This window comes from Alteromonas sp. MMG017, from assembly GCF_018100795.1.
Taxonomy (GTDB): domain Bacteria; phylum Pseudomonadota; class Gammaproteobacteria; order Enterobacterales; family Alteromonadaceae; genus Alteromonas.
Genome location: NZ_JAGJDY010000007.1, coordinates 198,051 through 224,087, shown reverse-complemented (window position 1 = coordinate 224,087; position 26,037 = coordinate 198,051). Strand labels below are relative to the sequence as shown.

General features: G+C 43.7%; 17 protein-coding genes. 12 read left to right on the top strand and 5 right to left on the bottom strand.

The genetic code is table 11. The annotated features are described in order from the left end of the window. Nucleotides 1–40: 40 nt before the first annotated feature. On the bottom strand, nt 41–1,597 hold the full coding sequence (locus J8L84_RS12890; protein ID WP_057791465.1) for a bifunctional GNAT family N-acetyltransferase/carbon-nitrogen hydrolase family protein: 1,557 nt from the start codon (nt 1,595–1,597) through the stop codon (nt 41–43). 254 nt (nt 1,598–1,851) lie between these two features. Between J8L84_RS12890 and J8L84_RS12885 the strand changes: the two genes are divergently transcribed. Both J8L84_RS12885 and J8L84_RS12880 read left to right on the top strand, forming a co-directional pair. Continuing rightward, nucleotides 1,852–2,523 (top strand): 2OG-Fe(II) oxygenase, encoded by a 672-nt coding sequence (locus J8L84_RS12885; RefSeq protein ID WP_211071046.1) that lies wholly within the window; start codon nt 1,852–1,854, stop codon nt 2,521–2,523. Nucleotides 2,524–2,722: 199 nt separating this feature from the next. After that, nucleotides 2,723–4,411, top strand: coding sequence for a response regulator (locus J8L84_RS12880; RefSeq protein ID WP_211071045.1), 1,689 nt, complete (start codon nt 2,723–2,725; stop codon nt 4,409–4,411). Nucleotides 4,412–4,586: 175 nt separating this feature from the next. Here J8L84_RS12880 and J8L84_RS12875 read toward each other — a convergent pair whose 3' ends face one another. After that, a complete protein-coding gene (locus tag J8L84_RS12875; protein WP_211071044.1) occupies nt 4,587–7,154 on the bottom strand; it encodes an ExeM/NucH family extracellular endonuclease in 2,568 nt (855 codons plus the stop codon). 284 nt (nt 7,155–7,438) lie between these two features. Continuing rightward, on the bottom strand, nt 7,439–8,755 hold the full coding sequence (locus J8L84_RS12870; RefSeq protein WP_211071043.1) for a DUF2252 family protein: 1,317 nt from the start codon (nt 8,753–8,755) through the stop codon (nt 7,439–7,441). Between the two features lie 342 nt (nt 8,756–9,097). Between J8L84_RS12870 and ahpC the strand changes: the two genes are divergently transcribed. The 7 genes from ahpC to J8L84_RS12835 all read left to right on the top strand — a co-directional run bounded on the left by ahpC (nt 9,098) and on the right by J8L84_RS12835 (nt 17,779). Further along, on the top strand, nt 9,098–9,661 hold the full coding sequence (ahpC, locus tag J8L84_RS12865; protein ID WP_211071042.1) for an alkyl hydroperoxide reductase subunit C: 564 nt from the start codon (nt 9,098–9,100) through the stop codon (nt 9,659–9,661). A 149-nt stretch (nt 9,662–9,810) separates the two neighbouring features. After that, on the top strand, nt 9,811–11,400 hold the full coding sequence (gene ahpF / locus J8L84_RS12860) for an alkyl hydroperoxide reductase subunit F (RefSeq protein WP_211071041.1): 1,590 nt from the start codon (nt 9,811–9,813) through the stop codon (nt 11,398–11,400). Nucleotides 11,401–11,566: 166 nt separating this feature from the next. Continuing rightward, nucleotides 11,567–13,699 (top strand): TonB-dependent siderophore receptor, encoded by a 2,133-nt coding sequence (locus J8L84_RS12855; RefSeq protein WP_211071040.1) that lies wholly within the window; start codon nt 11,567–11,569, stop codon nt 13,697–13,699. A 12-nt stretch (nt 13,700–13,711) separates the two neighbouring features. Beyond that, nucleotides 13,712–14,251, top strand: a complete 540-nt coding sequence (locus J8L84_RS12850) for a hypothetical protein (RefSeq protein WP_247670762.1) — start codon at nt 13,712–13,714, stop codon at nt 14,249–14,251. Between the two features lie 9 nt (nt 14,252–14,260). Beyond that, nucleotides 14,261–15,799: a PepSY-associated TM helix domain-containing protein gene (locus J8L84_RS12845; protein WP_247670761.1), complete on the top strand. Its 1,539-nt coding sequence runs from the start codon at nt 14,261–14,263 to the stop codon at nt 15,797–15,799. A 382-nt stretch (nt 15,800–16,181) separates the two neighbouring features. Next, a complete protein-coding gene (locus tag J8L84_RS12840) occupies nt 16,182–17,279 on the top strand; it encodes an SMP-30/gluconolactonase/LRE family protein (RefSeq protein ID WP_211071039.1) in 1,098 nt (365 codons plus the stop codon). Further along, nucleotides 17,276–17,779, top strand: coding sequence for a cupin domain-containing protein (locus J8L84_RS12835; protein ID WP_211071038.1), 504 nt, complete (start codon nt 17,276–17,278; stop codon nt 17,777–17,779). Before J8L84_RS12840 ends, J8L84_RS12835 begins: the two co-directional genes overlap by 4 nt. A 34-nt stretch (nt 17,780–17,813) precedes the next feature. Here the strand turns inward: J8L84_RS12835 and J8L84_RS12830 are convergent, their stop codons facing one another. Next, entirely contained in the window at nt 17,814–20,108 is a 2,295-nt protein-coding gene (locus J8L84_RS12830) for a YgiQ family radical SAM protein (protein ID WP_211071037.1), read from the bottom strand. A 241-nt stretch (nt 20,109–20,349) separates the two neighbouring features. On the opposite strand from J8L84_RS12830, the gene J8L84_RS12825 reads away from it, so the two are divergent. Continuing rightward, nucleotides 20,350–20,817 carry an EVE domain-containing protein gene (locus J8L84_RS12825; RefSeq protein ID WP_211071036.1) on the top strand — a complete coding sequence of 156 codons (468 nt, stop codon included), beginning with the start codon at nt 20,350–20,352 and terminating at the stop codon, nt 20,815–20,817. A gap of 78 nt (nt 20,818–20,895) precedes the next feature. Here J8L84_RS12825 and J8L84_RS12820 read toward each other — a convergent pair whose 3' ends face one another. Then, on the bottom strand, nt 20,896–21,312 hold the full coding sequence (locus tag J8L84_RS12820) for a DoxX family membrane protein (protein WP_211071035.1): 417 nt from the start codon (nt 21,310–21,312) through the stop codon (nt 20,896–20,898). Between the two features lie 176 nt (nt 21,313–21,488). Between J8L84_RS12820 and J8L84_RS12815 the strand changes: the two genes are divergently transcribed. After that, nucleotides 21,489–23,852 (top strand): TonB-dependent receptor, encoded by a 2,364-nt coding sequence (locus J8L84_RS12815; RefSeq protein WP_211071034.1) that lies wholly within the window; start codon nt 21,489–21,491, stop codon nt 23,850–23,852. A gap of 20 nt (nt 23,853–23,872) precedes the next feature. After that, a complete protein-coding gene (locus J8L84_RS12810; RefSeq protein ID WP_211071033.1) occupies nt 23,873–26,026 on the top strand; it encodes a bifunctional TVP38/TMEM64 family protein/FAD-dependent oxidoreductase in 2,154 nt (717 codons plus the stop codon). The last annotated feature ends 11 nt before the right edge of the window (nt 26,027–26,037 follow it).

The window sequence follows — 26,037 nt, the reverse complement described above, 5'->3', positions numbered from 1 at the left end:
ATCGATATTATATTGAATTAATTATAAATACCAATGGCGATTACGTATCGCTGTCAAACCATTCTACACGATACAAATCGCGACGACGATCTAGATAATTCCTAACAGAACCTTCATTTTGAAGTTTAGTCAGCTTATCTAAGTCTAGGTCTACGATCAGCGTCATTTCCGTATTTGGCGTGGTTTCTGACACAATGGCATCGTGGGGGAATGCAAAGTCGCTAGGTGAAAACACTGCAGTTTGACCGTATTGAATATCAACATTGTCTACTTTAGGTAAGTTACCTACACTGCCTGCTATAGCCACATAACATTCATTTTCAATAGCGCGAGCTTGGGCACAACGTCTAACCCGTAAATAGCCGTTCTTGGTATCTGTCCAAAAAGGAACAAATAGAATCTGCATTTCTTGCTCAGACAGCAACCTTGCAAGTTCAGGGAATTCTACGTCGTAACATATCAGTACCCCAATTTTGCCGAAATCTGTATCAAATACTTTAAGGCTATTACCGCCTTTCATTATCCAATCTTTCTTTTCGTGAGGAGTAAGGTGTAGTTTGTATTGACTTTCTATGGTGCCATCGCGCTTACAAATATAGCTAACATTGTATAGCTCATCTTCTTCTACCACAGGCATGGAGCCGGCGATAATAGTGATATTGTACGACACGGCAAGATGCGAAATAGAAGTTAGAATTTCATCGGTATAGGTGGCTAAGTGCCATATTGCATCAATTGAAGTATCAGACGGGCTTAGCCCCATTAACGGTGCGTTAAAAAATTCAGGAAACAATGCCACATCGCAGGAATAATCCGACAACGCGTCCACAAAATATTCAACTTGCTGAAGAAGTTCTTCCACATTATTGAAGTAACGCATTTGCCATTGAATGCAACCGATACGGGCGCTCGACTTACGGCCAGTGATAAGCGATGGATTATTAGGCTCATAATAAATATTGTGCCATTGCAGTAGCGTGGCATAGCCTTTCGAAGCTTCGTCCTCAGGCAAATAGGCACTGAGTACCTGTTTTACTTCAAAACCATTCGATAGCTGAAAAGTAAGAATAGGATCGTAAATGTCTTTAGATTTAACCTGTTCAATGTATTCATAGGGCGACAGTTCTTTTGCGTAATTTTTATAAGTAGGAATACGCCCGCCAGCCATAATTGACTTCAGGTTCAAGTTCCTGCAAAGCTCTTTACGTGCCTCGTACAAACGCCGGCCTAGTCTCAGCCCTCGATAGTCGGGGCAGACAATAACTTCAACGCCGTACAACACATCCCCGTTTGGATCGTGAGTAGTAAGATAAGCATCGCCAGTAATTTCATCGTAACTGTGTTTGTCACCGAATTGGTCGTAATCCACTATAACCGAGATAGCAAAGGCCACCACCTTGCCTTTGTCTTCAATACAAATTTGACCTTCTGGGAATGTGGTGACTTGTGCCTTAAAGTTGTTATAAGGCCAAGCACCTCCAACGTTTGCATACACGTTATCCATTAACGCTTTTACGTCGTTGTAATCATCTAGGCGCAAATTACGCAGCGCTAAATGATGTTCGGTTTCTTCAATGACTGTTTGATCCTGACTCATGCCTTTACCACCGGTGGTTGTTTTTCATATTTGAGCATAATTATTTCCGTGGGGCTAACGGTATTAATTTTTGTGTGAACACGTTTTTAAAGCAAGTTTTATTCCTATTAAAACCAATGTGTTACAACTAGGGTGATTAGGTCTTTTAATATTGTTCGTAAACTGTTCATTTATTGCTTGCTGCACTAGTCACTTAAGCGTATAAACCCGCATCCGTTTACTCGCGCTACTGCTGCGCAGAGCCAGAATCAAGCATGGAACGTTTCTCGTTAGATTTACCTTCACCCCTTTATGTTTTTGATGAAAATTATTTCACTAATATCGTCAGCGATTTACACGAAAAGGGCTTTAGTATTAGGCCATTAGGCGTACCAGAGTTTGTTATAGATGCATTGGTCGCCTGCCAAGATACATTGTCTAAGCAAGCATATCGGCGCGCGGGCATTGGTCGGGCTCAACAATTTCAACACCATGAAAAAGTGAGAAGCGATGAGATATGTTGGATAGACGGCTCGTCGTCAGAAGGGCAGTTGTGGCTAGAATGGTGTGAAGCGTTAAGGCTCTATATTAATCGCCATTTGTTCATGGGGTTATTTTCGTTCGAGAGCCACTTTGCCTGTTACGCGCCGGGTAATTTTTACAAACGTCACTACGATGCTTTCAAAGGCCAAAGTAATCGAATGTTGTCGGTGGTGACCTATTTGAATGATGATTGGCAAGCGACCGATGGTGGCGAGTTAGTATTATATGCTAATGAACAAGATAACATTGGTGTGAAGGTATTACCTGAAAAGGGCACTATCGCCATTTTTCTGAGTGAGGTGTTTCCACATGAGGTACTCACCGCAAAACGTGAACGACATTCAGTTGCGGGGTGGTTTAGGTTGAATACCAGTATTAATGAAAATATTGATCCACCAAAGTAATTCACCTATGGCTAAACCCTTGCTTCTAATGCTAGTATCAAGACTATAAGTCAAAAGTATAATTCCCAAGTGATGCAGTTACTGTTAAACCCCAACAGTAGGTTATTGGCTTATAATATCGTAGATAGTTAAACCCTCCATTTAACAGATGTGGTAACTACGGTAAGTCTTAGGGATAAGAAGAAAAGTGATTGGTTGAATGTTGGAAAAAATTCCTGCCCCCACCTCAAAAGAGGATTTGCGCGTTCTGGTTATCGACAACCAGGGTTTAGTGCACGATGTAGTAGCCTCTGCGTTGCATGCTATTGGTATCAAACATGTAGTGAGTGCATTTAATGCCTTTCACGCTATTCGTTTGTGTGAAGAAAAGCGTTTTGACTTTGTGCTGCTTGCATTCAATGTGAGTCACGATAAAGACGGTTTTCATTTATTCGAAGAGCTTAAGCACTTAAATCATATCAATGACACCACCACGGTTATCTTTCTAAGTGCTGAAACGTCGCCAGAATTGGTTAATTGTATTGTTGAGTTGCAGCCTGACGATTTCTGGGTGAAACCATTAAAGCCTAGCAGTATTGAGTCTCGTTTAAATTACTTACTCCAGATACGCTATAAGCTTCATAAAATGCTGCATTGCATGAAGGTTGGCGACTATTCTACTGCGATGTACTATGCAGAGCGCCAATTAAAAGACGTATCACTATCCGACTATCACCCCAGAATTAGGCGCCTTATTGGCGAATGTTTGCTGCAACTGCGTGACTATGAAACGTCTGAAAATTATTACCGTGAACTACTGCAAACCATGGATCATGCGTGGGTGCATATTGGTTTAGCCCGTTCGTTATTGCGTCAGGATGAGCTAGAAGAAGCTCAACTCTTGGTTGAAGATTTATTACTACGTCCAGACACTCGGTTTTTAACCTACGACTTGCTAGCACAGTACTTTATTGAAAAAGAGCAGTTCGAGTTGGCTTACGAGCAAATGAAACAAGCGAGTAAGTTAGCACCTCGTAATATTGAACGTAATAAACGATTGTGGGATTTGGCTAGGCTTAACCACGACAAAGTAGGTCAGTTGTCTGCAGTTCAAAATATGGCGAAGTTTGCCAAAAATTCTATTCATGACTCACCTGAGCTTTCTTTAAATGTAATTCGATCTACCATCGATTTAGCCACTAGCCTTGGTGCTGGGGAAGGCGATAGATACATACAACGGGCGCAAAGTGATTTAGAAGAGATCAGTCAGCAAAAAGGGGTGCAAACCCAACTTGGCGATCAAATTGATGTTATTAAAGCGCGTATGTTGTGCCTTCGAAATCAAAAGAAGTCGGCTGAAGAAATCATGAACGCCAGTTCAGTGCATACTACTGGGCAATCGATGGAAGATAACCTAGACAAAATGAAAGCCTTTCATGAGCTAGGCATGCGTGAGCAGTGCATCAGTATTTTAGAAAAGCTTAAAACGCAAATTGAGGGTGATACCTTTTCTTCCCAAGTCGTCGATGAATATCTCAAACAAGAGTCTATTGAACGCACTGAGATACAGTTCACGACTAAAGAATTGAAGAACATGGCTACGGTGCACTATAAAGAGAACCGGTTGCAGCCTGCTTACAATAACTTGCGACAAGCACTTACTATTTCGCCTAAAGACAAACAAATTGCATTGAGTTTAATGAAGGTGTTGCTTCAACTGCACAGTACTCAGCCATTAAATGATGAGCAGTTGGAAGTGGTCACACTGGCAGCACGTATGTTAACCAATGAAAAGTTATCATCTTCACAAGCGGAAAAGCGCGATCAGTATATCGATAAGTTGGGGCTCGAGGTAGAAGCACCACAGGACAAAGAAGCCTTAGGCGTTCTTGGTCACCCTACACCATAAATGAATAAAGCGGGCAATAAATCTGCCTGCGTAAATTAAGCCATGCGTCAATAGGGCAATACACGGATACAGAGCAGATACAAAGTACATATAAAAAGGGGATGGTTTTTAAACCATCCCCTTTTTTAATTTATAAACCGCCAGCGTTTATTTGTGGTGGTTACGTTTGATGAATTTACTTAGCTGAACGGCGGCGAAAGGTTAGAACACCAGCCATTAATGCTAAGATGAAACCCATAGAGCCGCCTGAATCGTTGTCATCTTCAATAGGATCAGCTTCATCAGGTAATTCTGCTTCTAAGTTGAAGGTTGCAATGAACGGGTCGTGATCTGAGCTGCGGAATGGACCTACATCAGTAAATGCATAGCCGTCTTCATCAGGGTAGTAAGAAAGCGCTTGGTCGTACTGGAATTGGTAAACTTCAGGAGAGTTAATGCTCCAATGTGCACCGTCTACCGCATCAGCAAGCATGGTTTCACTTGCAAGTACATGGTCTAAGCTACCTACTTGCTCTGTACCATAAAACCAGTAAGAGTAACCTTCAGCATCAAACTCTTCTGCAAGGTTAACGTAACCATAGTTGGCCGTTACTTCTACAGAGGCACCGTCATCCATACCTGTGTTAGCTGCGGTCATTACCGTGTAGCCTTGAGTTTCTGCTGTGTAGTCGGTAAGAACAGCAACAGGATCTTCAGCACTGTATGAGTTCAAATCACCTAATACTAGAATACGCTCTGGTAAGCTATCATCGCTTAGTGCTTCACCAAGGGTAATAGCAGCAGAAACACGAAGCGCGTTACAGCTACCTTGAATAGCATCAGTTTCGCTTACGTCTTCAGCAATATCTTCACCACACTGTGAACCTTTCGATTTAAAGTGGTTAACAGCAACTGCAAATGTTTTTCCACTTTCAACATGGGCAAAAGATTGAATTAAAGAAGGACGCATTTGTGCCACGCTATCTTCATCAATTTGCTGAATTGGCATGTCTACTACTTGTGCATCACCTTCAGGCGTTACAATAGCAGCGCGGTATAACAAACCAACAGTAATAGCATCAGTACCAATTGCTGTGCTATCAGCAGTGCTGATAAACGAGTACTGTTCAGTATCAGCAAGCTCAGCGTTTACCGCAGCAACTAAGCTAACAATAGCACTGTCATCGCCAAAGCCGTCGTTTTCAATTTCCATTAGGCCAACCACGTCAGCGTTTAAGCCTACAATGGCTTCAACGATACGCGCTTCTTGTAAAGCGAATTCAGTTTCGTCTTCTGCGCCACGGTTTAAATCGAAATCGTAGGTTACATCGCCGTTTGCATCTACTTCGCCATTGAAGTAGTTCAAAACGTTGAAGGTAGCAATTGATAAATTACCTTCAGTTACTACTGGGTTCGCTTCGCGAGTAGAGGTTACTGTGATCACATCGGTAGGATTAATTCTAAACGCACCGAAGCTATAGTTTAGCGGGCCGCTGGCAGACACAGTATCACCAATACGAATAGCATTTGCGTAGCTAAAGGTAGGGAAGTAGTTAATAGCGTCTGGGTAACTAGAGCTGCTGTTATCTTCAATTTTAAGTAAGCTAGCTTCTGAAGCGGCAACTGCTTCAACGTATGCATCTGAAAGTGGTGCTGCAACGTCGCTAGGCTGGCGTTTGACGCCGTCACTTACTTGAATTTCACCGTAACGCCATAAATCGTTTGTGCTCGTTACCGTAGCGTCAACAACAGAAGCTAACATGCCTTCAAACGGCTCAAGAGAATAATCGAAAGGCATATCGATAGTCGTCATCAGAACGTCATCGCTTGCGCCACAATCTAGGGCAGTTACATCGCTGTCCAGGTTTAGCGTAGTCATGCCGTAATTTTCAACTACTTCACCGTATAGGCGAGCAACGTTACCTACCGCAATGGTAGTACTACCGCTAACGAAAATACCTTCAGAAGTAGCATCATCACCATCGCTATCAGCCGTTTCTTCTTGTAGGAAGAAACCGCCCGCACCCATGCCAGTAACAATGGCTTCAACGATATGCCCGTTGCCTACTTCTTCTGACGCATCGCCACTACCTTGAATGGTGCTAATAAGCGTTGCTGCATCAGCACAAACGCCTAGCTCGATTACTGGCTCTTCTGGTGGAACTTCATCATCACCGCCGCCTTCAGTACTAAAAGTACCTTCAGGGAAGGGCGTAGTTGCGGCAGCATTGGTCGCAGCATCGTCTAATGCGTCAACGCCACTGTAAGTCCAGTTGTCAGACGAGAAAGTACCGCCATTGGCGACTGAACCATCTTTTCGGTAAGCCCAGCCGTCTAGGTATTCCCACGCTGTGCCATTACCATCAACATCAATGTCACCGAAAGTATCAACAACGGCTTCGTTTTCGAAAAGCTCTACCGCATCATCGCCATTAATACCCATGGCCGAAGTATCGTAATCTGGTGCATAACCGAAAAATTCAGTAAAACCATCAATTTCAGATGCGACATAAATATAGCTACCCGCTGAGGCGCTATCTGCTGGGAAAGTAAATTCTACGCCATCAGTACCGCCGCCATTGTTGGCTGAGCCAAGCCCGTATACTGATAAGTCGGCAATATCGTTTACAACGTAAAGCTCAACAGCTTTTGGAAGGCCACCGGTAAGTGACGCATCAACAACACCGCTGATAACTAAGTCGCTGGCATTGGCCGAAAATGCAGTAAGAATACCTGCTGTTATTAGTGACAATGAAGTTTTCACTGGTTGTTTCCCTCTTAGGTCTTTTATTATTAGGTCTGTCAAAGCAGACCCTCTTTGTTATTGCTAGACCTAGCCTATAACTATAATGTCAACGCAGGAATGACTTAACGTTATTCAAGTTTATTTTTAATTAAGTAATTATAATCAATGGGTTAAATCATTTAAATAAGGTTATTTATGACATTAGCTCGTCATAAAAGGCATTTCGGCATCTATAAATAACCCTACAACGACTAAAAAGTTTTCAATGCGCTCGCGTTGTCACAAGACAATAAACTTCCGTATTAAGTATTTTTTAGCGTATCGCAAAACCAACTGTGATCATCGATAACTTGCTTTGCATAATGGTTAGCACTCGTGATTAGTGCACTATTAGTGTGGTGGTTTAACGCTTTTACAGCGCTTTTTGCAAAACGCGTACTTCGTCTGTCACCACGGCAATGCGCTAAGGCGAGGGTGTACCCGCACAGTTTAGCGAAGTAACCAAAGTCGCCATTTCGCGCTTTATTTCCCATACCAATATCATGAGGGTCTAATCCTACTTTTGCGTGGTGGCGTGAGCGAATTAACCAGTGAGCGTTGTCCCAAATAACCTCATCTAACAATAAGTCTGGACGGCGCTGCATTCGTCGTTGACTGCGGGCGGTTAAGTGAGCAGGGTTTAATTGATTCACTGGGCACACATTGTCGAAATAGAATAAGGGAGCGGCTTTGCGTTGTTGCTTGACCTCAACAATGTGGCAGTAACGAAAGCTTTCAGCGTTATGCGGTTTTTTTGGGCCAACTAAAAAGTAAAAGCGGCGCATATTTACCGAACCTGTGCCGGCATTTTCTCTGCTGGTGATATCGACGATATCATCATCCATATAAGGTGCGAATGCCTTTAACACCTCTTGATGTTCCACTGGGCTCAATGGCGTGTACTTATCGGTGATGTGTTTAAATTTAAGGCCGTCTTGGGTTAAATGAACCGCTTTAGCTAGCGCACTTTTAGATTCAAACTTTTCTCCGCAAGAAGAGCGCTCTAATGCTTTGTTATAGCATTTTTTCAATTTGCCATCAGGCTCTTGTTCCATAGCTTCATTAATAACCATCGAATTTTCAGTAACCCGCTGGCACGTAGCCACGTACTCTTGAATAAACAGAGATTGAGCATGGTTAACCTGGTGGGTGTCTACCACAGATTTTAACGGGTCTGGCACATCTATTAAAAAGCGGCCTTCAGAAATACCTTTGCAATGGGCTTCTACAAGAGACAGAGAAGTAAGGTAACGAAGAATATCCCAATGTGCATAACCTACACAGGCATCATCAAAATCGTTTGGCGTAAAAATAACGGTGTCACCGTGAGAGCCTTCCTCAGTAAGAAACCCAAAATTAGACGTGTGGCAATCACCCATTACACTGGTTAGTGACATCGAAAAGCATGCCTCTGGCACTACTAGATGGTGATTGGCTAAATCGGCATAAAATAGTTGTGCGCTACCGCGGTAAAACACGAAGGGGCTTTGAGCCATTTTCAAATGTTTAGCTAAGTGGGGAGAAGGTGGGATGCCATCAATTCTAGCAATTTCTTGATTAAGAAATTTCGCGCGATCCATAACTGCCATGCCGTTGTAACAATGATGGCGTTAACATTACCTTTATTGGTTTTTGAATGCGAGGCTTGCGTGGGGAGGTGGAATGTGAGAAATTTCGCTTGTTCGGGATTTTTGCGATTAATTTATATTATTGATTGGTAAATTTGATTGAAACATTCAAAAATACCAATTAGTTTTTTTAAAAAAAGCGCGCTATTCTTATCACCAGTTTCAACGAAGTCGATTTTGCACAACAGCAATGTGCTGGTAACAAAATGGGCTTTGTAAATTTTCGTACTGTTTGTATTTACAGACTAAGAGTCGTAAGTATAAAACAACACTCACTAAATGGAGAAAGTAAACATGGCATTAATTAACACTGCTATCAAACCGTTCAAAGCAAATGCATTTAAAGACGGCGAGTTCATCGAAGTAAGCAGCGAAGATATCAGCGGTAAGTGGGCAGTATTTGTTTTCTATCCAGCAGATTTCACATTTGTATGCCCAACTGAACTTGGCGACATTGCTGATAAGTACGAAGAGCTTCAGTCTCGTGGCGTAGAAGTATTCTCAGTATCTACTGACACTCACTTCACTCACAAAGCGTGGCATGATTCGTCTGACACTATCAACAAAATCAAGTTTGCAATGATTGGCGACCCTACTGGTGAAATCACTCGCAACTTCGATTGTATGCGTGAAACTATGGGTCTTGCTGACCGTGCAACATTTGTTGTTGACCCAGAAGGCATCGTTCAAGCGATGGAAATTACTTCTGAAGGTATCGGCCGTGATGCAGACGACCTAGTTCGTAAAATCAAAGCTGCTCAGTACGTTGCTTCTCACCCAGGTGAAGTTTGCCCAGCTAAATGGAAAGAAGGCGAAGCTACACTAGCACCTTCTCTTGACCTAGTAGGCAAAATCTAAGCAACTGCTTAGCACTTATAAGTAATTTATAAGTAAGTAATGGGAGTGGGTCTCCGCTCCCTATCTAATTAATTTCCAATTCCTGCTTATGTTGTTAGCCTGAAAAATGGTTGGCGGGGATCGGCGTGTCGAAAATAAGGCAGACTACCGTGTTAACTAAAGAAATTTTACAAGCGTTGAAAGGCTATGCTGAGTCAATGCAGAAAAACGTAACCTTCGTCGTACAGACCGGTGAACACAGCAAGCGTGAAGAGCTTGTGTCGTTTCTGTCCGACATTGCTGGTGTAAGTGACAAATTAAGCCTTGAAGAGCGTGACACCAATGGTGTACTACGCAGCTCTATCAGCTTTTTATTAGAAGCTGATGGTGAAGACACAGGCATTCGCTTTTCTGGTATCCCTGGCGGTCATGAATTTAACTCGCTTATCTTAGGTATGCTTCACGCATCAGGTACCGAGCTTAAAATTGATGACAGCGTAAAAGCGATTGTTAAAGGCGTTAAAGAAGAACTTAACTTCGAAGTATTTATTAGCTTAAGCTGCCACAACTGCCCAGAAGTAGTTCAGGCGCTTAACCAATTTGCGCTACTTAATCCAAACATTACGTCTGAAATGATTGACGGTGGTTTGTATCAAAATGTAGTAGCAGAGCGTGACATTCAAGGTGTTCCAAGTGTTTACCTTAATGGCGAGCTGTTTGCTAACGGTAAGGTAGATGCATCGGTGCTTATCGACAAACTTATCGAACGTGACCCTTCGCTAAAAGAGGCGAACAAGGGTGAGTCGTTACCGTTACAAGACGTTACCGTAATTGGTGGTGGTCCAGCGGGTGTGGCATCAGCGATATACAGCGCACGTAAAGGCTTAAAAGTGACTGTGGTTGCCGATCGTTTCGGTGGTCAGGTGAAAGATACTATGGGTATTGAGAACCTTATCTCAGTATCTAAAACTACCGGCCCTGAGCTTGTAGGTAATTTAATGGAGCACATGAACGATTACGATATCACGCTTAAAGAGCATGTTCGTGTAGATTCTGTAGAACAGGGTAATGTTAAAACCATTACATTATCGTCTGGCGAACAAATTCGCACTCGTTCAATCGTTGTAGCCACTGGCGCACGTTGGAGAGAACTTGGTGTCCCAGGTGAGAAAGAAAACGTAGGTAATGGCGTGGCGTACTGCCCACACTGTGATGGTCCTTTCTTTAAAGGTAAAGACGTTGCAGTTATTGGTGGTGGTAACTCGGGTATAGAAGCGGCGCTTGATTTGGCGGGTATTGTGAAATCGGTAACGGTATTTGAATTCATGCCACAACTTAAAGCTGACCAAGTACTGATTGACCAAGCTGAAAAGCGTGAAAATATCACGATTATTCGAAATGCTGCTACTCATCAGATTACCGCCGAAAACGGTAAAGTTAATGCTATTGAGTATCAAGATCGCAATACTAACGAATTACACTCGCTTCCACTATCGGGCGTGTTCGTACAAATTGGTTTAGTACCAAATAGCCAATTCATGGAAGGTGTAGTAGACATGAGTAAGTACGGCGAAATTGTGATTGATACGAAATGCAATACATCAGCGCCAGGCATCTTCGCGGCGGGCGACGTAACAACGGTGCCATATAAGCAGATTGTTATTTCAATGGGTGAGGGCGCAAAAGCATCACTAGCAGCATTTGAATACTTGCTAAGCCATGAAGTTATTGAAATGGAAGAAGAAACACAAGCGGCTTAGCGCTTTTAAAACGCCACAAATAAAAAAGCTGACGTAAATCGTCAGCTTTTTTGATCGTAGCGTTAAAATCATGCAAATAGGAATAGTTTTTATTTTCATTATTGTTGTTATTTTGGTAAATTATCGGCAAATATAAACGCGACTCTACTAATAAGCATAATAATTAATGAAGCACTCACCCATTACCTTAGCCACACTAGTGGCGCTTTCACATACTGTTTTCCCTCAATTTGTATTTGCACAACAAAGTTCAGATATCGCTGAAAGTGATATAGAAAAAGTTGAAATTGTCAGTAAACGTAGCCCATTTGGTGCAACAAAAACAAATACGCCAATTGTAGATTTAGCGAGAACTATTTCTATTGAATCTGAGATGGATCTCAAACTCAAAGGTGTGCTAAACCTTTCTCAGTCAGCGACCTACATGGCGGGCGTCACAGGGGAATCCTACGGATTTGCCACTCGGGTAGATTCTATATCATCGCGTGGATTAAGTATTCCTCGTTATAGGGACTCTATTCAAGAACTCTTTGGCAACTATAACTCGACCCGCGCCGAGATATACACCATGGAGCAGGTTGAACTACTCAAAGGTCCAGCGTCTGTACTTTATGGGCAAGGTTCACCAGGCGGCATTGTAAATTATGTATCTAAAACACCTACACTCGGAAAGGGAAGCGAAATAGTGGGTAGTTATGGCTCGTTTGATAGAGCACAAGTGAGCGTTGACTTAAACGCTACTCTTAGCGAAGACGAAAAATGGTTGGGCAGATTCGTTGGTGTATATCGAGACGCGAACACCCAAGTCGACCATGTTAATGACGACACCCAAGTATTCATGCCTTCAGTGTCTTTTCTCCCTTCTGACAATACGACATTGACCTTGATTGGCTTGTTCCAAAACACAGACAGTGACACGGCGGCGCAGTTTATTCCGGTTGAAGGAACACTCTTGCCCTTGGCTGATGGCAGTTATCTACCTGACCAAGACGTCTATGCGGGTGAGCCAGGTTTCAACAAATTTGAAACTGAGTCTAATCAGGTAACATTATTAGGGGAGCATATCTTCAACGATACCACGTCTATGTCTTTTACGGCATTATGGCGCGATGGTGAGGCAGATTACCACCAAGCCTGGCCAACATTTACTGGCGGCTCACGCTATCTAAATGCGTTTATTGGGGCACCGGTAGCACCCACTGATACTTATGTTGCCCGCACCTTTTATCAAGCTGATAATACTTTTAATCAACATGCGGTCGATATTCGCCTAAATAAACTCGTTGAAACCGGAATGTTTGAACATGAAATATTGGGTGGTATTCAATATCAGAATGTTGATACTGATGCGAACTCCGCATACTACGCAGGCGGTGGCGTACTTCAGGGCGACTTCCGTTATATATTAGATTTAGCTAACCCCATCTACACTGGGGCACCCGAACAAGCTATTTTCGATGCCATTTATAACGATAGCCCAGAGCAAAATGTTACAGATACGGGCTTTTATCTTTCAGACCACATCAGTTACAACCAGTGGCGCGTTACGCTAGGCCTTCGCCACGACAGGGTGGATAACGATAATGGTGCTTCCGAGCAAAATGACTCTCAAACTTCATACTCTGCGGGCGTCTTGTATCGTTTCGATAATGGCATTTCACCTTACTTGAGCTACGCTGAGTCGTTTGAAACTGTCGTTGGGCTAGATGATAACGATAATCAGCTTAAGCCAGAAGAAGGGCGTCAGTTCGAAGCTGGGGTGAAATATGCATTTTCCGAATTGCCAGGCTATATGACGTTGTCATATTACAATATCGAAATTTCTAATCTTCCTAACCCGAATAGTCTGCCAACTGATGCAAGTCAGCAACAAGGTATAACTAAGATAGATGGCGTAGAATTGGAGGGACGTGTGCAATGGGGGCAAGTATCAGCACAATTTGCAGCTTCTATCATGGATGCTGAGGATCCAAATGGCTTCGACCTCTCTGCACAGCCAGACAGTAATGCCTCACTATGGTTAAGTTGGACGCCTGAAATTCTTGCCGATGTCACGCTTGGTGGCGGAGTTCGTTATGTAGGGAAATCTGTATCAGAAAATGCAGCCCTACGTTATGAAACACCTAGTTATGCTCTGGCAGACCTAATGGCGGCCTATCAGTTTTCAGACAACCTCAACGTTCAGCTTAACGTACGTAATCTAACAGACAAAGAATACCTTACATCTTGTTTATTCAGAGGTGACTGTTTCCCAGGCTTGCGCAGAACGGTGAATGCTAGTGTTACTTACTCATTTTAAAAGGTTTGAAATATGTTGATGTTATTGACAGCAGGTAGCCTATCGATTGCCTCTATGGCGGCCGTTTATGAAAGTTGGCGTCGCCAAAAGTCTTTGGTGCTTTATATAGGCGTAGTTATCTGGCTTCTATCTGCACTGATATGGTCTTATGCCAGTGGATGGGAGTTTGGGGTTTTATATGCATTGTGTTTACCCGGTATTCTTGTGTGGCCTTTTATTGGTAAAAACCAATCGACATTGCCTGTGCCTAGAAATATACCGCAACCGAAAATACTGCACTTTTCACTGCAATCAAGCATGCGAAATTTAGGTCATGCATGTGTGGTGTTGGTTTTGCTGTTAGTGATAAATGTGACGCTAGCGCTAGGGATATGCACGTTGCTGCCTTTTGATACCGCTGGAAAATTAGCATCAAGTATTGTGTTGCTTCCTATTCTCTGGGGGCTTGCCGCTTATCATTATTTAGCCACTAAGCGTAAAGTTATCGCAATAATTACATACATTCTCGTTGCAGCAATCAGTACTGCCGTTCTTTACGCAGTGCCGATTTAGGAGAGCAAAATGAATAAAGCAACAAAACAATCAGCGCTGAATGCACACAGTTGGATAGGTGTATTTTTAAGTGTACTCCTTTTTTTAGTGTGCCTGTCAGGCACTATTGCCGTGTTCCATTTGGAATTTGAACGCTGGGAACAACCGCATATTCCAGAATTTGAAACCCTAGATGATGGGGCAGTAGAAAAGGCGATGGACAGCTTTTTAGCTCAACATCCAGAGGAAACCGATCACCTATTTGTGGTACTCCCTACATCAGGTATACCTCGGTTAGTGGTTGAAAACGACCATGCAGCATATTTCGCAGATGAACAGGGGAATTTGCTAGAAAGAGAAAGCGTACTTTTCACTGAAATGTTGGTGGACTTGCATTTATACCTCAACCTTCCCAAAAGCTGGGGCATGATTCTTGTGAGTGCTTTAGGTGCGGTTATTTGCACGCTTATTGTTACGGGGATTATAGCGCATAAACGTTTGGCGCGAGACGCGTTTAAGTTACGCCGCGGTGGGAATTATCAACAAAGCCAAATTGATTTACATAATCGCTTTGGCCTTTGGGCAGCGCCCTTTCATTTGATTATTGGCGTGACGGGAACGTACTTTGGGTTAGCCGGAATTGTACTGGTTCTTGTGGCACAACTAAATTATGGTGGCGACAGGGAAGCGGTAATAAACCAAGTATTTACGCCCGATCCTGTCATTGAAGCGCAAGAGGGCAAACCTGAAATAGGCAAAGCCATCGCGCAAATGAAAACCATAGCGCCAGAAAACCCGCTTATATTTGTGACTGTTCACGAGGTGAACAAGCCAGAACAATTCATCGAAATTTATGCGCAAGTTCCGGGACGACTGATTTACGGTGAAGCATACCGATTTGATACTGCAGGTAATTATTTAGGTACTGCCGGTTACGATGATGGCGTATGGGGTAAGCAATTGTTGTGGGCGGTCTACCGCCTTCACTTTGGCGATTTTGCAGGGATACCAAGTAAAGTGCTGTATTTTGTTTTGGGTATTATGCTAACCATGTTGTGCGTATCGGGAATGGAAGTATGGTTATCTAAAAAAGCCCATCCTGTGCTGGCCACACGGTTATGGTATTGCACGGTGTGGGGCAGTGTGAGTGCATTAGCATTCACGGCAATAGCAGACATGTTCTTCGCGGGTTCGTTAATTGCAGTATTCTGGGGAATAATGGTTTTAAACGTAGCGCTTACGGTCGCCGTCAAAAGACTTACCAAACCAGTGTGGCTGATAATTTCAGGTATCAGTGTGTTATTGCTTTTATTTATTTATAGCGCTGTGAACGGGGAACATGCACTATCGGTGGCATCGTTGCAATTAAACATACCCATGCTGATATATGTGGTGTGGAGTATTTTTCGAGGTAACACTTTGCTTAAGCGTGAAACTCTATTGTTGAATTTTCGAAAAGAAAATCAGGCAGCAACCCCAAATGGTCATAGTGGTAACGAAACTAATAGCGATGAAGATACTCACCAGAGCACGTCAAAATCTCATGCGCCTCAATCGCCTATGGCTTAAAAGCACTATCCGATAAACATTAATAGGTTTGTCGTGTGAACGAATACAGCGCGTCTTTTATTTAGTTTATATAACTAAGTGAAAGACGCGTTTTTTGTGTCTAACTTTTGTTTTTTACCTAAACCTTCAGCTTAATCAGCATCTCAGCCTTCATCTAAACCTTCAAAGTTATCTCCGTCCTCATTTTTACTTTCCTCTTAACCTAATCACTTACCCTTTTGATAAAGGTTTATTCACCTACTTAGTGGGCATTGTGTTGTCATGGTTTATCTACCTATAGCGTTTAAACATATTGAATAATCACCAATCTGAATTTAACCCTAGAGTAAGAACATGCTATTGCTACGGTTCTACATTTAGATGGAATTACAAAAGGTAGCGCATGCGAATTATACTAATCATCGCTTTATTGTCAGTGATGGGATATTTACTGCTTTGGCCCGTGCCGGTTGAACCTGTAGCTTGGGAAGCTCCAGAAGATAGCGGTTACAGCGGCGTTCACCTTACTAACGATTCACTATCCCGTTCTGATAGCCTTTCCCTTGGCAACGAATTCGGGCCCGAGGATTTTGCACTGCGAAGTGATGGCACTATTGCTACTGCAACGCATTCTGGTGCCATTTTACTGTTAGCCCCTAACGCTACGCACTTTACACCTTGGGTAAACACTGGCGGCCGACCACTAGGCTTGGAGTACGATGCCAATGATAACCTTATTGTGGCAGATGCCTATCTAGGCTTACTTTCAGTTTCACCCTCGGGCGATATCACCTTGTTAACAGACAGCGTTGATGGAACGGCCATTGTGTATGCTGATGACGTAGATGTGGCAGAAAATGGCATGATATATTTTTCTGACGCCACCACTAAATTTAGTGCTAAAGCCTATGGCGGCACCTTAAGCGGCAGCTTCTTAGAGATTTTAGAGCATAAGGGTCATGGCCGATTGCTAGCGTACAATCCAGATACCCGAGTCACTAGGGTATTAATGGACGGGTTAATTTTTGCTAATGGGGTTGCCATCAGCCAAAACCAGCAGTCTGTATTAGTGAACGAAACAGGCAGCTACCGCGTGTTACGTTACTTCATTTCTGGGCCTAAATCAGGTTTGGTGGATGTGTTCATCGATAACTTACCTGGCTTTCCCGATAATATTGCCACAGCGCCAGACGGCGGTTACTGGGTAGGGTTTGCTTCACCTCGTTCCGCCTCGTTAGACGATTTATCCAACGCTCCCTTTTTACGTAAAGTGGTACAACGACTGCCTGTTTCACTGCGCCCTAAAGCAAAAGCCTACGGCCATGTAATAAAAGTTAACGAACAAGGTAATGTGACGAGTGATTTACAAGACCCAACGGGACATTATCCGCTTACAACAGGGGTGTTAGAAACGACGGATATGCTATACATTAGCAGTTTGACTGCCCCTCATGTGGCGGTAATTAAAAAAGCAAATTTACCAAAGGGAGATGATGAATGAAGCGTAATTTACCTGTAGTGCTATCTGTTATTTTATGTATTTTAGGCAGTGTTTCTGCTGCGCTTGCGGCAGATACTCTTGTGGTCAAGAAGAATGACACCGACAAAGTAATCTCTGAAAACAGTTTCAAAACACAGGTTATCCCACAGGCTAATGCAGCCATTGATGAGGGCGAAGGCTGGATATTTTATAGTTACCACAATGATGAAACCTTTGGCACAAGCCAATCATTGGCGGGGATGGCAGTGATTAAACCTGGCGTAGAAATACACCCACCTCACGAACATAGTGACGAAGAGTTTCTATTAGTGACACAGGGCAGTGGGGAATGGAGCGTAGAAGGTGAAGTGTTTAAGGCAAACACGGGGGATATGTTGTACGCCGCCCCTTGGGATGAACACGGAGTAAAAAATACCGGAGAAGTAGACTTAATCTTTGTGGTATTTAAGTGGCACAGCAAAGGTGTTGCTGTGCCTACAAAAAGTGCCTACAAGAAATAAGTAACAAATCGTTAGTATTTAGCGATAGGGGAAACTAGCGTTTTGCTGTTGGTTTCCCTCTTCGCTGTGAACTAGGCGAGTTTTGTCCGCTGTTTCTGCCGCCACTTCTGTTAGAAGTGGCGTTATCGCGACCGGCATTTTTTCCGCCTCTATTCTCAGTAGAAGCACCAGCGGCATTATTTTTACCACGACCTTTGCGTTGGAAACTTGGCGGTAAACCGGTGTGTTTGGTTAACGCACGTTCCCCATTTCTACCTTTCGCCGCTTTTTTACGTTTCTCATCCGCGGTTTCTGGTGGCACTAAATGCTGTGCACCCCGGCCTATTAAGTCTTCGCGACCCATACGTTTAAGGGCTTCACGAATTTGCGCGAAGTTTTTGGGGTCGTGATATCGAAGCATAGCTTTGTGCAGACGCCTGTGTATTTCACCTTTAGCGGAAGGCACGTCTTCACTGTCTTTTGTTACCTTACGAAGTGAGTTTACTTCGGTGTGGTACATAGTCGTCGCTGTTGCCATTGGTGAAGGATAGAAGTTCTGCACTTGATCAAGCTTAAACTTATTCTCTTTCAGCCAAATCGCTAAGTTCAACATATCGTCGTCTGTGGTGCCTGGGTGCGAGGCAATAAAGTACGGAATAAGGTACTGTTTTTTGCCTGCTTCTTGCGAATATTTGTCGAATAACTCTTTGAAACGGTAATAGCTGCCCATACCTGGCTTCATCATTTTCGATAGTGGGCCGTCTTCGGTATGCTCAGGTGCTATTTTCAAATAGCCGCCAACGTGGTGCAAGGCTAATTCTTTTACGTACTCAGGATCTTCAACTGCCAAATCGTAGCGTACACCCGAAGCAATAAGAATTTTCTTCACGCCGGGCAATTCACGAGCACGACGATACAAATCAATAGTCGGTTTATGATCGGTGTCCATGTGCGCGCAAATACTTGGATATACACAAGACGGGCGACGACAGGTAGCCTCGGCTTTCGGGCTCTTACAGCGCAAACGATACATGTTTGCGGTAGGGCCACCCAAGTCTGAAATAACACCGGTAAATCCAGGTACGGTATCGCGAATTTCTTCAATTTCACGAATAATCGAGTCTTCAGAGCGGCTTTGAATAATTCGGCCTTCGTGTTCTGTAATAGAACAGAAGGTACAACCACCGTAACACCCGCGCATAATGTTGATACTGAACTTAATCATATCGTAAGCGGGTATAGTGGCATCGCCATACACAGGGTGAGGCACACGCTGATACGGAAGGTCGAATACCGCATCCATTTCCTCTGTTTCCAAAGGCATGGCGGGTGGGTTTATCCAAATATGACGGTCGCCATGGCGCTGCATTAATGCACGAGCACAGCCAGGGTTGGTTTCTTGGTGCAAAATACGTGACGTATGGGCATACAAGACTTTGTTGTCTTTTACCGTTTCGTAAGCCGGCAGCTTCACGTATACATTTTCCCAAGGCTTGCGGCGCGTGGGGGGTTGTATCACGATTGGCGCAGCTTCTGGCGCTTCGCTGTTTGCTTTATCTTTATCTTGCGAGTCACACTCAGGCTCCATTTGATAAGGGCTTGAGATAGGCTCGATTTTGCCAGGGCGATCTAACGAGGTTGAGTCAACCCCTTGCCACTCAGGTAACGCCTCTTTCACAATGATAGCGGTGCCGCGAATATCGCGCATTTCGCTAATAGTTTCACCGGCCGCTAAACGGTGGGTGACTTCAACCAATGGGCGCTCGGCGTTGCCGAAAAATAACATATCGGCTTTTGAGTCGAACAATACTGAACGACGTACCTTTTCGCTCCAATAATCGTAATGTGCAATACGGCGTAAGCTAGCTTCAATACCGCCGGCAATAACAGGCGTGCCTTTAAAGGCTTCACGGCAACGTTGTGCGTATACGGTAACCGCACGGTCTGGGCGCTTACCGCCCACATTACCTGGTGTATAAGCATCGTCGTGGCGAAGCTTTTTGTCTGCTGTGTAGCGGTTGATCATTGAATCCATGTTGCCCGCAGTAACACCGAAATAAAGATTCGGTTTACCAAGGGTCATGAATGCATCTTTGCTCGTCCAATCAGGTTGAGAAATAATACCAACCCGAAAACCATGCGCTTCAAGTACACGGCCAATCACCGCCATACCAAAGCTAGGATGATCAACATACGCATCACCAGTCACTAAGATTACGTCACAGCTGTCCCATCCTAGGGCATCCATTTCCTCTTTAGACATGGGAAGAAACGGCGCAGTACCAAGGCAGTGCGGCCAATATTTAGGGTAGGAAAATAGACCGCGATCGGCCTTAATGGTGGCTTGCATAAGGTTCACATATAGCAGAGAAAAAAAGAATTAAGTAGGTCAGTACATCATAGTTCATATTGCTTATGGCAAATACAAAACTGCCTAAAGCGCACATAAATCGCTTAAAGCGAATACAAACATTGCAGACCGAATGCGTATTATACCAGTACACAGCAACCTAGGTATAGCGCTGTCGTTAAATTCCCCGCCTTTGTTATACTGCTTTGCTATATCAATTAGGATAATAAAGAGAAAATGTATGGCTTACTGGTTATTTAAGACAGAACCCGATGCATTCGGCATTGATGATTTAAAAACACGGCCTGAGCAAACTGAGCCTTGGGATGGGGTACGTAACTATCAAGCAAGGAACTTTTTGCGGGATAAGGTCGCTATTGGTGATAACGTGTTTATCTATCATTCAAGTTGCAAAACAGTTGGTATTGCAGGCGTTGCAGAAGTGGTAAAAGCAGGTTACCCAGATGAAACCCAGTTTAATCCCGAGTCTAACTACTATGATCCTAAATCGACGCCAGAAAACCCGCGATGGTTTCGCGTAGATGTAAAGTTTGTAGAAAAGTTTGAAAGCGTATTGCCGTTATCAGTCATTAAGGCAATGCCTACTATTACAGAAATAGGGTTGGTGAAAAAGGGCGGTAGGTTATCAATAATGCCAGTGGAAGAAACAGAATGGCAGCAACTTTATGCTACTGCCAAAACGAACTAAACCTGCTATATATAAGTAAATATTTATTTACTTTGTACAGCTGCTTTACAACCATGCGAATAGTTGTGCTAATAGGGTTTACTTACCTAAAGCAAAACGTGTATCTGCGTCGCGAAGTATATAAAGCGCAAAACATGCCGCCCACATTGGCCATGCAGCGAAAAATAACAAGTTATTGAAGGCATCAAAGTATTGTGCGAAAGCCGACAACGTAGATCCGCCGTGAAGCAAGAAAATTAAACCGTAGGTGTAACGCTTTGCTATACCGACAACGAAAGCAAGGACCAATGCCAACTGAAATGCACCTAAAATGTACACGGCCGTCTCTGGTACGCCACCAATTGAATAAAAATGTTGAAAGATTTTCATGCTGTGCGCTGGGTTTACGAATTTGTCTAATGTCCATACGAACATAACAATGAAAACAGAAACACGAAGGGCGAGTAGAGACCAACTGAGGCGATTAGAAATATCAGTGGTTTGTTGAGATTGCATTGTAACTCCTATTTATTTGTGTAGCGATAAAGAACGGGCGTTTTCATATTAAATTTCAAAAACTTTCATATTAAATTTCAAAAACTTTCATAGAAAAAAAATAAATATGCTTATGAAATATTTTTAGCCGGGTGTCGGTCTTGTCGAGTAAGCAATCTTGTAAGGTAAAAATACGAATGAAAAATAATATTGGGCTTGCCATCAGTGCACTGGCTCTATCTGTAAGCCAAGGGCTGCAAGCTCAGCAAGCTGACACGCTTGATACCATCGATGCAAATGACATAGAAGTCGTTGAGGTTACTGGAAATCAGCAAGCGCTAAACCCGTTAAACCCTGGCGACAATACGCTAAGTGGTTTATTTGGCGCTGGGATGTCGGCAGCCGATACGCCACGAGCAGTAACGTCTTTATCGGCTGAAGCTATGGATGCGCTAAACATCAATACCTTACATGATATTGTTAAAGCCGCGCCGAACGCCTATGCATCTAGCGGTTTTGGTACGCCTAGCTTGCCTAGTATTCGTGGCCAGTTGGGGGAGCTATTTCAAGATGGAATTCGCCGTCAGTCGGGTAACAACGGTTTTGGTTTACCGGTTTCTTTCAACAGTGTTGAACAATTAGATGTGGTGAAAGGTCCATCGCCGGTACTTTTCGGTAGTACACAGCGAAATGGCGGCTTTGTGAATCTGCAAACCAAAACCGCCCCAACAGCAGGAACCGAAGGCAATATCACATTAAGAGCAGGTCGCTGGGATCAATATTCAGCGCAGCTTGATTATGGTACTGCCATTGAAGAAGGCAAAAGCGGTATTCGAGTAAGCGCTGAATGGTTAGATCACGATAGCTTCTTTGATTTTGCAGAGCGTGAAAGCAAAAACCTGTTCATTGCATATAGATACACACCGAGTAATGCTACAACCTGGGATATAAGCGCAGAATATTATGATGCCGAGTACCCCGATATTGCAGGTATTAATCGCCCCACGCAAAACCTGATTGATAACAACCTTTATATAACAGGCCAAGGTGTACAAGCGAATGGTAGTAACGTACCTGGTGCTGGCGCTATTATTTCGCCTACCGGTGAAGTGGTTATTCCCCGCAGCCAAGTTTATACCCATCCTGATGATATTAATGGCGCTGAGTCTACCGTTCTTCGAAGCAACTTATCTCATCAGTTTTCAGACAGCCTTGTATTACGAAACATGACGTACTATCAGCACCTTACCCGTGAAGAGATTGCACAAAATAGTTTTGTAGAGATTGTAGATGGTGCCGATGCGTTCGAGAATCGCACTGAATTAGATGTGGTTTGGAATGATAAGCAAACTACCACATTCGGTTTAGCGCTGCGTTACAACGATGTTTTAGGTTACAGCCAGTTTACGACTGAAGCTGACAGTCCAGTAGATTTAACTGGTCCGTTAAGTAATCGCGTAATTCCGTTAACCGATGCACAGAAAGCCCGCTTGGTTGAGCTTCGCCCCGGTATTTTTGTTTCACCTGGTGGACAGTACGATGTAGATGGCGATGGTGCAGGGGATTACAATCTATCTGACACTACCGATTCAACCACCCTACAAACTGGCTTAGCGTTTCAGCAGCGCTCTCAATGGACAGAATCGTTTTCAACCATTGCCGGTGTTAGATTTGACTATTACGATGTAGAAGCGCGAGATCCGCTTGCTCCTGAAGGTGTCGTTGTGGCTTCTGACACTTATAACGATATACTTGAAAGTGTACAACTAAGTGCGGTGTACAAGCTGACAAAATCACTTAATGCTTATGTGGCGTGGTCAGAAAATGATGCCACGTCAAATAGCATGGCTGGTGGCACCACACTTACCAGTGCAAACGAAATCAACCCGCTAAACTTTGCCACTGAAAATACCCTTTATGAAGTAGGGCTCAAGTATTCTCCTGATAGTCATTGGTATGGTGAGGTATCGGTGTTTGATCAGACACGTAGCCTTCGTAACCGTGATGGTAGTAACAGTGGCGTGAAAACCAAAGGCGCTGAGCTACAAGTTTTCTACCAAGGGCAAGATGTATGGGTAAATGCGGCATACAGTTATTTAGATGCACGTTTTGATGATTCGGCCTCTTTCCAAGATACCGCGCAAATCGCCGATGCTTTTGACGATAGCCGACCAGATATTATTGAAGGTAATGGTGTAGGGTCGCCGTCTTTTGCAGCGTTTGCTCCGTCTGACTCGTTAGTGCAGGGTATTCCATCGCAAATAGTGTCAATTAATGCTGGCTGGCAACTTACCGATGATTTACAAGTTGGTGCCTCGGCCTTATACACTAAGTCGTTCCCACTCGACTTTCTACAAACCGTATTTATTCGAGACCAAATCAACATTGATGTAAATGCCGATTATCAAGTTAGTGATGATATGCGCCTACGTATTGATGTTATTAATATTACCGATGAAGAGAATTGGCAGCCTGTGTTTGAGGGAGGCTACTTTGGCGCTACCTTGGCTATGCCGAACACGCCTCGCCACGTTCAATTCACTATGCAATACGCGTTTTAAGCGCAATTAAGGAATAAAACATGTTCAAGAAAATTGCACTTGTCGCCGTATTGGTGGCTGCCGTTATTGGCTTTTTTTACTTTGATCTAAATACCTATCTTACCCTTGAAGGGTTGAAAGGGTCATTAGATACCTTCACACAACAAATTGAAGAAAACCCACTTGTGAGTATTGGTGTGTTCTTCGCGATTTATGTGGCAGTAACGGCTTTGTCGTTGCCTGGTGCGGCCATTCTTACCTTAGCCGCAGGTGCTTTATTTGGGCTGGTGCAAGGCTTTATTATTGTGTCTTTTGCTTCAAGCGTAGGGGCTACCGTAGCCTTTTTAGTGGCACGCTTTATTCTGCGCGATACGGTAAGAAAGCGTTTTGGAGAAAAGCTTAAAAAGATTGATGAAGGTGTTGAAAAACAAGGCGCGTTCTACTTGTTCACATTACGCTTAGTGCCCGTCTTCCCGTTTTTTCTAATAAACCTATTAATGGGTTTAACATCAATTAAAACATGGACATTCTACTGGGTAAGCCAAGTCGGTATGTTGGCTGGCACCGTGGTTTACGTGAATGCGGGTACACAGCTTGCGCAAATAGACAGCTTGTCGGGCATTGTATCGCCGGGGCTTATTTTATCGTTTGTATTACTCGGTATATTCCCGTGGATTGCCAAAGCCATTGTGGCATTTGTTGAACGCCGCCGCGTTTACAAAGGCTATAAAAAACCCGCTAAATTTGACAGAAACCTTATTGTTATTGGTGCTGGCGCGGGTGGCTTAGTCACCAGTTATATCGCTGCAGCGGTAAAAGCAAAAGTAACGCTTGTGGAAGCCGGTGAAATGGGCGGTGACTGTTTGAACTATGGTTGCGTACCAAGTAAAGCTCTCATCAAAACTGCCAAAGTAGCTAACCAGATGCGTAACGCTGAAAATTACGGTTTGCACGGTGTTGAACCTACTATGTCTTTTAAAACAGTGATGCAGCGTGTACATAATGTTATTGCTACTATTGCGCCGGTAGACAGTGTAGAGCGTTACACAGGTTTAGGGGTAGATGTGGTAAAAGGCTACGCAAAAATTATCGACCCTTGGACGGTAGAAATTAAGCAAAACGACGGCGGCATGCAAACCCTAACCACCAAAAGCATTGTTGTGGCGACAGGTGCAAGCCCATTTGTACCACCGTTGCCGGGTATTGAAGAGAGCGGCTATGTAACATCTGATACTTTGTGGAGCCGTTTTGCTGAGTTAGATGAAACCCCTAAACGCATGATTGTATTAGGTGGCGGCCCAATTGGGTGTGAACTAGCACAAGCCTTCGCACGCTTAGGCAGTGAAGTAACCCAAGTTGAACGTGCACCGCACCTTATGGGCCGAGAAGATAAAGAAGTCGCTGAATTTTCAGAAGCCGTACTTCGCGATAGTGGCGTGAACGTATTAACTAGCCATGACGCCCTTCGTTTTGAAAATAAAGGTGGCGTTAAAACCCTTGTAGTCGCCAAAGACGGCAATGAAAGCGCGATTGAATATGATGAAGTCATCGTGGCGGTAGGGCGTAAAGCACGTCTTGACGGCTTTGGTTTAAAAGAGTTAGGCATTCAGTTTGATCGCACTATCGAAACCGATGAATACCTACAAACCTTAATGCCGAACATCTTTGCGGCGGGCGATGTAGTAGGGCCGTATCAGTTTACTCACGTTGCTGCACACCATGCATGGTATGCCGCGGTAAATGCCTTGTTTGGTACCTTCAAAAAATTCAAAGTAGATTACCGTGTTATCCCATGGACGACCTTTATCGACCCCGAAGTGGCACGGGTAGGCCTTAATGAAAACGATGCAGCAGAGCAGGGTATTGACGTTGAAGTAACTCGCTACGAGTTTGAAGAGCTTGATAGAGCCATTGCTGAGAGCGCAATTAAAGGTTTCATTAAAGTACTTACTCCGCCGGGCAAGGATAAAATTTTAGGGGTAACCATTGTTTCTGAACACGCTGGTGATTTATTAGCAGAATTTGTATTAGCCATGAAGCACGATTTGGGCTTAAACAAGTTACTCGGCACTATTCACGCGTACCCAACGTGGGCTGAAGGGGCTAAAAACACCGCAGGTACTTGGAAGCGTGCGAATAAACCAGAAAAGTTACTAAGCTATGTGGAAAAATTCCACACGTGGCGTCGTGGTTAATAAGCGAGTAA

Excerpts from the sequence above, each read along its gene's own strand:
- J8L84_RS12890 (WP_057791465.1), bottom strand. The coding sequence starts at position 1,597 with ATGAGTCAGGATCAAACAGTCATTGAAGAAACCGAACATCATTTAGCG.
- ahpC (WP_211071042.1), top strand. The coding sequence starts at position 9,098 with ATGGCATTAATTAACACTGCTATCAAACCGTTCAAAGCAAATGCATTT.
- J8L84_RS12850 (WP_247670762.1), top strand. The coding sequence starts at position 13,712 with ATGTTGATGTTATTGACAGCAGGTAGCCTATCGATTGCCTCTATGGCG.
- J8L84_RS12855 (WP_211071040.1), top strand. The coding sequence starts at position 11,567 with ATGAAGCACTCACCCATTACCTTAGCCACACTAGTGGCGCTTTCACAT.
- J8L84_RS12820 (WP_211071035.1), bottom strand. The coding sequence starts at position 21,312 with ATGCAATCTCAACAAACCACTGATATTTCTAATCGCCTCAGTTGGTCT.
- J8L84_RS12840 (WP_211071039.1), top strand. The coding sequence starts at position 16,182 with ATGCGAATTATACTAATCATCGCTTTATTGTCAGTGATGGGATATTTA.
- J8L84_RS12845 (WP_247670761.1), top strand. The coding sequence starts at position 14,261 with ATGAATAAAGCAACAAAACAATCAGCGCTGAATGCACACAGTTGGATA.
- J8L84_RS12885 (WP_211071046.1), top strand. The coding sequence starts at position 1,852 with ATGGAACGTTTCTCGTTAGATTTACCTTCACCCCTTTATGTTTTTGAT.
- J8L84_RS12810 (WP_211071033.1), top strand. The coding sequence starts at position 23,873 with ATGTTCAAGAAAATTGCACTTGTCGCCGTATTGGTGGCTGCCGTTATT.
- J8L84_RS12880 (WP_211071045.1), top strand. The coding sequence starts at position 2,723 with ATGTTGGAAAAAATTCCTGCCCCCACCTCAAAAGAGGATTTGCGCGTT.
- J8L84_RS12830 (WP_211071037.1), bottom strand. The coding sequence starts at position 20,108 with ATGCAAGCCACCATTAAGGCCGATCGCGGTCTATTTTCCTACCCTAAA.
- J8L84_RS12870 (WP_211071043.1), bottom strand. The coding sequence starts at position 8,755 with ATGGATCGCGCGAAATTTCTTAATCAAGAAATTGCTAGAATTGATGGC.
- J8L84_RS12815 (WP_211071034.1), top strand. The coding sequence starts at position 21,489 with ATGAAAAATAATATTGGGCTTGCCATCAGTGCACTGGCTCTATCTGTA.
- J8L84_RS12835 (WP_211071038.1), top strand. The coding sequence starts at position 17,276 with ATGAAGCGTAATTTACCTGTAGTGCTATCTGTTATTTTATGTATTTTA.
- J8L84_RS12825 (WP_211071036.1), top strand. The coding sequence starts at position 20,350 with ATGGCTTACTGGTTATTTAAGACAGAACCCGATGCATTCGGCATTGAT.